At 45.4% G+C, this 12,716-nt stretch carries 7 protein-coding genes; 6 read left to right on the forward strand and 1 reads right to left on the reverse strand.

What is annotated here, in order from left to right:
• Nucleotides 1–247 precede the first annotated feature (247 nt).
• From PAENI_RS21535 to PAENI_RS21545, 3 genes are all read left to right on the forward strand, one after another.
• Entirely contained in the window at nt 248–4,126 is a 3,879-nt protein-coding gene (locus PAENI_RS21535) for a X2-like carbohydrate binding domain-containing protein (protein ID WP_262495685.1), read from the forward strand.
• An 84-nt stretch (nt 4,127–4,210) separates the two neighbouring features.
• Nucleotides 4,211–5,056, forward strand: a complete 846-nt coding sequence (locus tag PAENI_RS21540; protein WP_188114645.1) for an NAD-dependent epimerase/dehydratase family protein — start codon at nt 4,211–4,213, stop codon at nt 5,054–5,056.
• A gap of 281 nt (nt 5,057–5,337) precedes the next feature.
• Nucleotides 5,338–7,548 (forward strand): helix-turn-helix domain-containing protein, encoded by a 2,211-nt coding sequence (locus PAENI_RS21545; RefSeq protein ID WP_149646658.1) that lies wholly within the window; start codon nt 5,338–5,340, stop codon nt 7,546–7,548.
• A gap of 179 nt (nt 7,549–7,727) precedes the next feature.
• Here the strand turns inward: PAENI_RS21545 and PAENI_RS21550 are convergent, their stop codons facing one another.
• Nucleotides 7,728–8,651 (reverse strand): helix-turn-helix transcriptional regulator, encoded by a 924-nt coding sequence (locus tag PAENI_RS21550; RefSeq protein ID WP_223178986.1) that lies wholly within the window; start codon nt 8,649–8,651, stop codon nt 7,728–7,730.
• A gap of 406 nt (nt 8,652–9,057) precedes the next feature.
• Here PAENI_RS21550 and PAENI_RS21555 point away from each other — a divergent pair, with 406 nt between their 5' ends.
• The 3 genes from PAENI_RS21555 to PAENI_RS21565 all read left to right on the forward strand — a co-directional run bounded on the left by PAENI_RS21555 (nt 9,058) and on the right by PAENI_RS21565 (nt 12,618).
• Nucleotides 9,058–9,942 (forward strand): ABC transporter permease, encoded by an 885-nt coding sequence (locus tag PAENI_RS21555; protein ID WP_143759569.1) that lies wholly within the window; start codon nt 9,058–9,060, stop codon nt 9,940–9,942.
• Between the two features lie 15 nt (nt 9,943–9,957).
• Nucleotides 9,958–10,854 carry a carbohydrate ABC transporter permease gene (locus PAENI_RS21560; RefSeq protein ID WP_149646659.1) on the forward strand — a complete coding sequence of 299 codons (897 nt, stop codon included), beginning with the start codon at nt 9,958–9,960 and terminating at the stop codon, nt 10,852–10,854.
• A 108-nt stretch (nt 10,855–10,962) separates the two neighbouring features.
• Nucleotides 10,963–12,618, forward strand: coding sequence for an extracellular solute-binding protein (locus PAENI_RS21565; RefSeq protein ID WP_149647049.1), 1,656 nt, complete (start codon nt 10,963–10,965; stop codon nt 12,616–12,618).
• The last annotated feature ends 98 nt before the right edge of the window (nt 12,619–12,716 follow it).

The following is a 12,716-nucleotide window of genomic DNA, read 5'->3' on the forward strand; positions in this document are numbered from 1 at the left end:
ATTGTCAAAATATAACTAGGGTACAGTGTTTTTACTAAGTTCTTCGAATCGAAGGAATTATGTCTGTTAAGCTGTTTATTTGCCCCTCTGTTTTTGGGTTATTTGTACGTAAAATACCGAAATGTACCTATCTTGGGAATCCATATTCAATTATGATCTTCCCGAAAGAAAGCGCTATCAAAGTAATTTTGACCACATTTCATGAGGGGGTAAGGATGATTTGAAGCGAATGGGAAAAAGATTGGGTATGAGTCTCCTAGTATTCATTATTGCAGCAGCACAGTTCGGTTTTACAGGAACGAAAGGCAATGTTGCGCAAGCAGCGGAAAAGAGTATGGCCCAAAAGCCGTATATGGGCTGGAGCAGTTACAGTATGCAAGTGTATGATGGGGCAGGAAACTGGACATCGGCGGAGAGCGTTAAGAAGCAATCGGACGCGATGCATGAGAAGCTGCAAGCCCATGGATATGAATATATTAATATTGATGCGGGCTGGAATGGCGATATGGATGAATACGGGAGACCTATTCCTAGTGAAGTCCTTTATCCGAACGGATTTCAGGAGGTCATTGACTATGTTCATAATAATGGACAAAAGATTGGGATCTATCTGATCCCGGGGGTATCTATCGATGCATATAACCGAAATCTTGAGGTGTATGGGACAGGCGGCGAATGTCGTATTCAGGATATTACGGCCAAGCCGCTTACCATTATGGATTATTGGAATTCCTACACCTATAAAATTGATTTCACGAATCCCTGTGCCCAGAAGTATGTGGATTCCATTGCAGATATGCTTGGTGAGTGGGGGATCGATTTCGTCAAATTCGACAGCGTAACCCCTGGGTCGGGGATTGACAACTTGAGCCGGGATGCACGCGGCGATGTAGAAGCATGGTCCAAGGCTTTGGATAGAAATAACATCTGGTTTGAGCTATCCTGGGCGCTCGACCACAATTACGTAGAATTCTGGAAAAAATATGCTAACGGTTGGCGAATTGATTGGGATGTTGAATCTTATGACGGCAGTGGGTTGACAGCATGGTCGAGTATTTCCCGATTATTCCCCAAAGCAGCACTTTGGTGGCGGGATGCAGGCCCTGGCGGCTGGAATGACTTCGATTCTCTGAATGTTGGTAACGGCTCCATGGATGGTCTGACCAAGGATGAGCGGAAGACTGCGATGACGTTTTGGTCCATTTCTTCCGTACCGCTCTATACAGGGAATGACATGACACGGCTGGATAGTTATGGACTAGAACTGCTTACCAATGATGAGGTAATTGCCGTAAATCAGGCCGGACGTCCTGGTCATCCGGTATCGATGGATACCCAGCAGCGGGTCTGGTACGCCAATAATGGAGATGGGACTTACAGCGTTGCTTTGTTCAATCTGGGTAGTCGGGGTGCGGAGGTTAAAGTCAAATGGAGTGATCTTGGCCTTGATGGTCCGGCTTCAGTGCGCGACCTATGGAGCCATTCCGAGCTGGGAACCTTTGAGAAGGAATTCAGCGGTGGCATCCTTGAACCCCATGCCTCTCGTATGCTTAAAGTAACCGCGCTAAGCGGCACATCAGCTGTCAATAACGATGATACAGGGATGCGCTACAGCGGAGATTGGAAGCGAAATGGAGGCAAGGAGCTGTTAGAGGGGAAGCAGGATCTGAGCATTACAATTAAGGATTCCTCACTTGCTGCTACAAGCACTCCTCAAGAGAATGCTCTGAACTCTGTGGCTGACCCTGCTGCGGATTCAGCTTCGGCAAGCAATACCACCGTTACGGATGTGGTTTACATTAATGATAATGACAGCGGCATTAAATACAACGGCATATGGCAGGTAAGCTCAGCCCGAGAACATGGAGATTATAATGGCGATGTGCATTATACCGAGAAAGACGGTGATTCTTTTGAGTACACCTTTACGGGAACAGGCATTGAGCTGCTGACGGAAAAGCATGAATCGCAAGGAGAAATGATTGTTACATTAGACGATGGGGTTGCACAGACTGTAAATGCGTATACAAGTGGGCCAAGAGAGGTACAACAATCTCTTTACAGTGTAGCAGGACTTTCTAACGGCCCTCACACGCTTAAGGTGAGCAAGGGATCGGGAAATTATATGCTGCTCGACGCGCTGAAAGTGACAACAGAAAGTCCGGCTGGGGGTCAGAACAGTTCTATCACTCCGACTTCCGCTGGGTTTGATAAAGCAACAGAACAACAGAAGGATGTCACAGTCTCGCTTAATCTGCATGGTAATACGCTGAGTGGTATTGAGAATAATGGAGTGGCACTCCGCGAAGAAGATTATACGGTGACTAATGACAAATTGACCATTAAGAAGGAATATCTTGCACAGCAATCTGCTGGCATAACAAGTCTTAACATCAACTTTAATGCCGGTGATCCACAGACACTAGCGGTACACATTAGCGATTCTACAGGCATCCGTTATGTGATGGTTAATAATGACGATCCGGGAATCAAATATAACGGTACTTGGTCCCGTAGTAGTGGAAGAGGAATGGGCGACTACAATGACGATGTGCAGTATGCGGAGCAGAATGGTGATTCTTTTGAATATACCTTCAGAGGAACAGGGATTCAACTGTTCACTGAGGTAGACGAATCACAAGGGGATATGGATATCTATGTAGACGATCAATTCAAGGGCACGGTAAGCGCTTATCGAAACGGGCGATTGTCACAGCAGATTCTGTACAGTATCTCTGGGCTTACAGATGGACAGCACACACTCAAGGCTGTGAAAAAATCAGGCAGATTCATGCTGCTTGACATGCTCAAGGTAGAGATTCCGAATATGATTAATCCGGTCGCAGCGAGCTTTGATAAATCGCCTTCTGCTCAGGAGGACATTGAGATTACACTTCTACAACAGCCGGAAAGCTTTATTGGCATTACGAATGGATCATATCATCTGGTTCCTGGGACCGATTATACGGTAGCTGGTGACCGTGTTACACTGAACAAATCTTATCTCGCATCACAACCAGTGGGAAAGCTGAACCTCAGCTTTACTATTGGTGGCGATTATCTTAATGATGTGCATTCAACGACAGTGGACGGCGATTCTTTTGAATATACCTTTAAGGGCACTGGAATCCGCTTGATCACACCTACGGGTCCAGATCAAGGTGAAGTAGATATTTATGTGGACGGACAATGGATTCAGACTGTGAATGCTTATAGTCAGAGTCGACTGACACAACAGGAGATTTATAGTATTTCTGGATTGGCAAGCGGCTTACACACACTTAAAGCTGTGAAGAAATCAGGTAATCTCATGCTGACAGATCGATTGAAATTCACAGTCCCAACCAGTGATGGCGGAACAACGAACCCTACAGAACCTCCAACACCAACGCCGACGGCAACACCTACACCGACTGATGCAGGGGGTCCGTCTATACCAGCTCAGCCTTCATCCACACCTACCCTGACTCCGACGCCAACGCCAACTCCGGCATCTGGAACTGATGGGAAGGATGATGCCGAGACGATGCGACATTCGGCGTATATCAACGGATATCCGGGAGGCTTCTTTAAACCCGATACTCCCATTACCCGTGCTGAGATGGCAACCATCCTAGCGAAGGTTGCTGAGAAAGAGGCCACTGGATCAGGCGTAACATTCAGTGATGTTCCCTCCAGCTATTGGGGGGCAGATGCTATTGCCAAAGTAGCTAAGATGGGACTAATGAACGGTTATATTGATGGTACTTTTAAGCCTAATCAACCATTGACGCGTGCAGAAATGGCTAGTTTAACGGCCATGCTGAGCCCGAATTCTACAACATCGGGCCGTGGCTTCTCTGACATCACCGGCCACTGGGCACAGGCAGCGATAAAGAAAGCCCAAGATATAGGCATAATGAATGGCTACAGTGACGGAACTTTCCGCCCGAATTCCAAGCTTACTCGTGCGGAAGCCGTTACAGCTATCAACAGAGTTTTGGGCAGGGGCCCGCTTATGGGTGTCACACAGCCAGGGTGGAACGATGTTCCAGTCTCCCACTGGGCATTCGGTGATATTGAGGAGGCTTCGACCGACCATATCTCGAAGCCTAGTACACAAGGCGGAGAACAGTGGACAGAATAAGTTGAGCGATGAATGAACGGAGGGGCCTTCTTTGGCCCCTTTTTTCTTTATGATATGAGATGAGAAAAAGAAGGGGGGATGAGCATGAATATTCTAATTACCGGAGCAAGTGGATTTATCGGAACGGCTCTAGCCAAGTATTTGGCAGATAAACATACAGTGATTTGTCTGTCACGCCAAGCTCCGGAAGGGGCTTTTGCGTATGTTCAGGGTTCTTTTGATTCGGCGGAGGATTTGAGCAGGCTGGACTCGTATGATATTCAGGCGGTGATTCATCTTGCCGCAGTTACTGGCGGCTCTACTGAGGAGGAAAGCCTTGCTGTTAATGTGCTGGGAACAAGGAGATTGTACCGATATCTGCTTGACCACGGTTGCCAAAAGTTCATCACAGCGAGCTCCATTGCCGTGGTGGGTGGTCTCACTGAGGATTTTATTCCGCTTGAGCTGCCTATCCCAAATGATCATCCCTGTTTGGCAGCGGATGCCTATGGGCTAAGCAAAGCTATGGTCGAGGAGTTGACCCGGTATTTTCATCGCAATCATAAAGATACCGACTTTATCAATCTTCGCTTTGGAGCTGTAGCCTCCCCAGGCTGGATTCCTCCTGTCTTGAAGACAGGATCCAAGCCAACGCTCCCGTTCATCACACTGGGGCATGTCCATGCTGAGGATGTGGTGGAGGGAATTACTGCGGCACTGGAATCTCCACTAAAGCCGGGGGTAAGAACCCTCAATCTGGTTGGGCCGGATGCTAGCAGCAATTTGCCAGTGGCTGAGCTCCTTACCCCGTTGGTGGGGAATGATTATAATTTGGATTATTATCATTTTTCCGGTCAAGAATATAAGCCTTTGTATGCTATGGATCGTTTCAAGGAGGAATTCGGTTTTGTGCCTTCACGTTCTACCCGCCATACGATGGGTACAACTTAGAAGGGTTAACACACTGGAAAGATAAAAAAATTCGGATGGTGAATAAAAAGCAGTGATAACGGCGTATATCGCTGCTTTTTATCCAATTCTGAAAGTTTTAACACCTGTAAAATTGGGTTTGCACACTTGACTATTAAGTAAAATGTTTTAATCTATGGTAATGATAGCGCTATCGAAATGATATTAGGGGAGGGGTCACTACGCTTAAATATTCCAATATCTTTCGTAAATTCTTAATCTCCTATGTAGTCATTTTGGTCATTCCCAGCATTGGCGGATATATGTCCTATCTGACTTCGATTTCTGTGACAGAGTCTATCTCTATTGAGAACGGGGTCACCCAGCTCCAGAAAAGTCAGGAAATATTGGAGCGCCGCATGGCGGAAGTAGAAGGGTTTACCAGGCAACTGGCAGTCAACCAGGAGCTAAACGTTCTGATGAATGAAAGAGACAATGAGACGAACGTGTATGGCATTTGGAGAACGATGCGGAATGTCCTGACTTTCGGTCAGACGAATGATTTTTTGCAAAACTATTATATTTACCTCGCCAATTATAATCTTATTCTAACCCCAGGTTCTTCTTACCGTCCGGAACATTACTACTCTAATTTCAACTATAAGGATCTTTCGCTACAGGATTGGACCAAAGAAGTGCTTGAGAAAACCCACCGCAGTGAAATCAAGCCACTCAGTGACTATGTTAGCAGGGGCATGCAAACCTCCGTTATTACCTATATGCAGTCACTCCCTCTGGATAGTTTCAACGATTCCTCACCAGCTGTCGCGGTAGTGATCATAGACGAGAAAATCATTTCTAGTCTATTATCTGGTCTAACTGAGCGATACGGAGGCTGGGTTCATATCAGCGATGCTGAAGGAAATACGATTGTCCTGCAGGGAAGTGATGAGCAGAAAATGGCCCATATGACCGCTGATTCGGATTTTGATAAAAACAAGGTTAGTCAGTTCTATGAAGACGATCTAGTGATCACGACTCGCTCCGATTCGAACGGCTGGGTATACCAGACAGGGATTCCCCGGCATATTTTGATGGAGAATGCTAACAAGATCAAGCAAATGTCCATACAAATTACGGGAGGAACATTACTCATCGGCTTGATAGTTGGACTAATATTAGCTTACCGTAACAGCGCTCCAATCAACCATATGCTTAGCGTCATGAAGGAGCAATTTGGCAAGGAAGAGGCCTCCGCCAAGAATGAATTTGACTTTTTAAGCGGAAATATTGCCAATATGATCACCAAGAACAAGTTGCTGGAAACCGAACTTAATCGTCAGCTTCCGTTGGTCAGGGATGCATTTCTGAAGCGGTTATTAGCAGGTGAATTCAAAACGTCTGATGAGATTCTCACTGCCGCTGAGCAGGTGGGGATTAACTTGAAACAGAACACTGGGTATGTAGGAATTGTTCAGATTAACGGCTATGCCGGTATGGACAGCGTTGAGATTCTCAATGAGCTGAATGCTTCCCGTTTGCTGCTGAAGCAGTCCCTATCGGATCTCGGAGTGGATGTACTAATGACGGATATGGGCTCCGACAAAGTGGTAACTCTGTTTTTCTCCAAGGAAGAAGAGACCGACAAAGCGTATGAGGCAGAAAATATCACTAACATTCTGGAGAATTTGGCGCAGTACGTTTTTAATGAGTACCGTATTACTACTCAGGCGGGCTTCGGTGATCTTTTCACAGAAATAACGGAGGTTAGCCTTTCCTTTGACCAAGCCAAACAAGCTCTGGAATATGCCGTCTATATGAATAAAAAAGGAATTGTATGGAGTAGCGAAGCCCAAAATGAGAATACGACCTACTATTATCCACTGGATACAGAGCAACGTCTGATCAGTACCATTCGGGCTGGAGAGCTAGAAGAGGCTAAACGGATTGTCCGCGCGATTGTTGCCCAGAACATGGAACAGCGTGAATTATCCATGGAAATGAAGCAACAGCTTGTTGGTGAAATAAAAGGGACGTTTCTTAAGCTTCTGGATCAAAAGGCTTTTACAGAATACCCGGACATCGAGAGTGTGAAGCGGAGGGTCATAGACATTGGTTCATCGGAACGACTCGAAATGATTCAGACCGAATTTTTTGTCATTATGGAAGAACTGTGCGGACTTATTGCAAATAAAAAGAAGGATGTTCATATTCAGATTATTAAGCAGATCAAGGAATATACCGTAGAGAATTATTCGGATACAGAGCTGAGTCTGTACCGGGTAGCTGAACAGGTGGAACGGCCTGAAAAATACATTTCTCAATTGTTTAAAGAGGTTACCGGTGTCAATTTCTCCGATCATCTGATAAAAGTGAGAATGGATCAGGCTGTGATTTTGCTCAAAGATAGTCGGTATACGGTCGATGAGATTGCTATGCGGGTGGGCTATAACAGTTCACATTCTTTCAGACGGGCCTTCAAGCGGTTAATCGGCGTTTCACCGAGCGCTTATAGACAGTCTATTGATGAATAAACAGTTGTTTGGTGAAAATTAAGTATTAGACTGATTCATTAAAAGAAGCAGCGGCGGACCAAGACTTGATAAATAAAGTCTTAGACTGCCGCTGTTGTCGTTCAACTAACGTTTCCCGGTAGCTTTGGGGATCGCCGACGGTCTATGCATCACCAATCTCTGATCTCCGATATCCGTGTCTACTTTACTTTATTTAATAAGTTTGTCACCATTCTGCTCAATGTCCCTTGATCGACGAAAGGAGCAAGACTTGCCAGCAGATCTGGGCTAAGATGTTCAGCTTCGACTCCACCAATCAACTTCTCGAGATTTTCCTTGTCCAGAAAAGGTGCGAGGCTTATGATCTGGTCCGCATCGATAGTACCGTCTGCAACCCGGTCTACCAAGCGGCTTAATGTTTCTCTGCTAATAAAGGGTGCCAGCCCTTGAACGGAATGCCAGCTCAAGCTGCCCTCTTCTGCTTGTTGTACCAACCGATCTACATGTTCTCTATCAAGAAATGGGGCAATCCCAACAAGATTGTGCACTTCTAAGGAACCGTCAATCGATTTATCTACCAGTCGACTTAATGTGTCGCTGCTGACGAACGGAGCGAGTCCAGTAATGGTATTCCACACAATTTCGCTTTCTTCTGCCTGACGAACCAGTTCATCCAATGTATCTGTTCCAAGGAACGGAGCCAGCTTCATGATCACGTCTAACTTAAGGACGCTGCTGTCTAATCGTTCTGTAACCTTATGCAGAGCGCTTGCTTTTACAAACGGCGCTATTTCTACAAGCTCCTCCAGCTCCGCCTCTCCGGTATTGACCATCTCTGCAACTTGTTCCGGCCTGTTCTCTGCGATCTCCTCAACGATCGTTCCTAGGTGCGGGTGCTCCCGAATTTCTGTATTGTCTCCAGCATTTAAAATGTCGTCTACCGTTTTGCCGAATAATCTCGCAAACTTCGGAAGCGTTCCGATATCCGGTAGCGAGTCGCCCCGTTCCCATTTCGATACCGCTTGATGACTTACATTCAGTTGATCGGCAAGTTCCAATTGGGTCAAATCCTGGTCTTTGCGAAGCTTCGAAATATAAGCTCCAATTTTACGCAAGTCGAGCATTGTATACCTCCAATAAACAAAATGTACAGTGCGCACTGTCAAAAACAGCATAGCATTTCTGCAAACGCAATCCTATCAAGCGTTGGTTGAATTGTCTCATGCGCTTTATTCAACTGCCGGTAGAATTGTCCAGATTGAAAATCTCCAGAGAGGGGCCTGATTCCGGAAAAATGGCCGTTCTACAGCTATTTTGTTCTCCCTGAATAGGGTTATTTGTACGCTGAAATGCCCAAGTGTACCTTTTCTTTGGGGATAAAAGTCAATTATGATCAACTCGTAGAAAGCGCTATCATAAACTACTGGCGGTTGCTTAGGGGGGATTGTTCTGGAGAAAGAAATAGTATTACATCACAAGTCGTTACCGAAGCGTAAGGGCTCTGTATTTTTACAAAATGCTCGTAGAAGTATGAAAAAGCACTGGCAGCTACATTTGCTCGTGATTCCACCTCTGTTATTTTTCCTCATTTTTAAGTATTATCCAATGCTGAACGCGGTTCTAGCCTTCAAGGACTACAACGTGATTAAAGGAATATGGGGAAGTCCATGGGTTGGATTTCATAATTTTCGATTATTTTTTGATAATCCGCAGTTTTGGACGCTGCTCAAGAACACCATCATGCTTAGTGGTTACCTGCTGCTGGCGGGATTTCCAATTCCGATTATCCTTGCGCTCATGATTAATGAATTGCGCGGGGGAAGGTTCAAAAAGTTCGTCCAGCTGGTCTCTTTTGCGCCTTATTTTATCTCGACGGTTGTCATGGTGTCCATTATTATGCTATTTATGGCACCTCGTCTTGGATTTGCGAACATCGCTCTCAACTTCTTCGGTTTGGAGTCGATCAATTTCCTTGGAGAACCGGGAATGTTTCGTTCGATTTATGTCTGGTCTGATATTTGGCAGACTGCGGGCTACAGTGCCGTTATCTATTTAGCAGCGCTTGCCGGTATCGATCCTACGCTTTATGAGGCAGCCAAAGTCGATGGCGCTTCACGCTTTCAAAAAATTCGTTATATTGATCTGCCAGGTATTGTGCCTACCATCGTCATCATCCTGATTTTGAATGTTGGGAATGTCATGGCTATTGGCTTTGAGAAGGTCTATCTTCTGCAGAACCCGCTCAATCTGGCGAATTCCGAGATCATTGCCACTTATGTCTACCGGGTCGGTTTGCTGAACGCCAATTATAGCTTTGCAACTGCGGTTGGTCTATTCAACTCGGTAATCAACCTTATTTTGTTGCTTACGGTGAATGGCTTGGCTAAACGCATCACAAACAACAGCATCTGGTAGGAAAGGAGCAACCACATGGCAGCAGTTCAACAAAAAATTAAAGAATCAACTGGCGATAAGCTATTTCTGACCACTATTTATATTCTACTCAGCCTCGTGGTCATCGCGGTGATTTATCCGCTAATTTTTATCATCAGCAGCTCGATTAGCAGTCCAGCAGCCGTTACCTCCGGTCGAGTCTGGTTATGGCCTGTAGATATTTCCTTCAAAGGTTTCAAGGTTCTGCTAAATACACCTGAGATCATTACAGGCTACGGCAACTCCATTTTTTATACAGCTGCAGGAACGTTCATTAGTGTTGTGCTTACGATCATGATCGCGTACCCTTTATCACGCAGAGGTTTCTTCGGACGCAACACTTTGATGATGATCATCACCTTTACGATGATATTCAGCGGCGGGCTGATTCCGACCTATATGGTCGTGAAGGAACTCCATTTGATTGATACCCGCTGGGCACTGCTGATACCAAACGCGATTTGGGTATGGCAGGTCATTATTGCCCGGTCATTCTTTCAATCCTCCATTCCGGAGGAGCTGCTGGAAGCCAGCGAAATCGACGGTTGCAGTGATATGCGGTTTGTCTGGAGCGTTGTCATTCCATTATCGAAGCCCATTATCGCGGTGTTAGTCCTTATGTATGCGGTAGGACAGTGGAATGCATACTTTGACGCTTTGATTTATTTGAAATCAGCGAAATTGTTCCCACTTCAGCTTGTCTTACGAAGCATCATCATCCAGAACAACAGTGCAGGTACAATGGATGCGATGAAAATGGTGGAGCGGCAGCAGCTTGCTGAGCTACTCAAATATGCACTTATAGTTATCGCTACTCTGCCTGTACTTGTTATCTATCCGTTTGTTCAGCGTTATTTTGTCCAAGGAATGCTGGTCGGTTCAGTTAAAGGTTAATTCACAGCTTTCAGAATCTGGAGAGGGGGAGAGGCACGCAGTAAAATGACAGAAAGATATCGTACCTGCCTAAATTATAAAAGGGAGTGATCGGATTTGAAGAAAAGTATGATGACCTTGTCATTGGTGCTGGTATTAATTCTTACGGTGGTGTTAAGCGGATGTGCTAATAAAAATACAGATAACACATCCTCCGCACCTGCTGAGTCGGGTAACTCGGAATCAGCAAGCAAACCGGTGGAAATCAGCGTGTTCTCGGTTCAGGAATCCGGGATCGATGTTCCTACCAATAAATTTTCGAAATTTGTGGAAGACAAATTCAATATTAAATTTAAATGGGAAATCAACCCTTCAGACGGAGCCAAGGAAAAGCGCCAAATCTCACTTGCTAGTGGCGATTACCCTGATGCTTACCTGCTCACTCACTATATCGATCAGTTCTCACAGGCAGATCTTCTGAAGTATGGCAAACAGGGCGTACTGATTCCTCTGAACGATCTAATTGATAAATATGCTCCGAATATTAAAGCGGCTATGGAAAAGAACGATAATTTGAGAACGCTTAACACAGCGCCTGATGGTAATATCTACGGGCTTGTCGCTTACACAGAGTGCTTTCACTGCTCCTATCCGAGCAAAATGTGGCTCAATACCGAGTGGCTGAAGAAGCTGAATCTGGAAATGCCGAAGACAACCGAAGAATTCAAAAAAGTGCTGGAAGCTTTCAAAACACAAGATCCGAACGGGAATGGAAAAGCAGATGAAGTGCCGCTAAGTGGCTCCATTGAGGAGTTTGGTGTACGCATTGTACCATTCCTCATGAATGCATTTGTATACGATGATGACCGCAATTATCTGAACATGATGGATGGAAAAGTTCAATCGGCGGCTGTCACACCGGAGTGGAAGGAAGGCCTGACCTATATCAAATCTCTGTTTGACGCAGGTTTGATTGATCCAGGGGCATTCACACAGAATGCGGAAGCCTTTAAGAAAATCGGTGAAAATGCCGATGCGGAAATTCTGGGCGCTGGTGCGGGCATGCACCCTGCGATTTTCGTCAATATTGATCCGGGCAATAGAAGCTCGGCACACTACAATCCTGTACCACCGATTAGCGGACCGGAAGGTATCTCCTATGCGACTCATGATGCAGGTGGCGTATCCCCAGGAGCGAAATTTGTCATCACCAACAAAGCTAGCGAGGAAGCACAGATCGCTTTAATTAAAATGGTAGACTACATGTTTACTTCTGAAGGACAGACCAATGGTGGCAGCGGTATGAAGGGCATTGATTGGACTGATCCAGAAGAAGGCGATGTAGCACTGGACAAAGATGTTAAACCAGTGATCAAGACCATTCCTATGGCGGAGGGCGAAGCGCCGCGCAATGCGGGCTGGAGCGGCATGGGTCACTTCTATATGCCAAAAGAGTACCGTGATACCTTCGTTCAAGCTACTGACATCTACGCTTCCAGCGGTTATGAACGCAGATTGTATGATGCGACTCTGCTGTATGAAGGACATGAGCCTAAAGAATTATTCCCGATCTGGTCGATTTGGATTGATCCAAGCGAAATCGATGAAGCGAGCTTACTGCAAACCAACATCAAGAATTACATTGAGCAAAATCAGCTTCAATTCATCACGGGCAACAAGGATCTTAATAAAGATTGGGATGCTTATATAAAAGGTCTGAAAGACTTGAAGCTAGATCGTTATCTCGAAATCTTGCAAAAGGCTTACGAAACTTCTAAAAAATAAAATATTGAAATCAGAATCAGGTGCTGTAAGATATACCCCAGCACCTGATTTCTTGATTTCAAGGAAAAATATACATTTTTATTTACGGAGGATCAGTC

It is taken from the genome of Paenibacillus sp. B2(2019), assembly GCF_008370385.1.
GTDB lineage: Bacteria > Bacillota > Bacilli > Paenibacillales > Paenibacillaceae > Paenibacillus_AQ.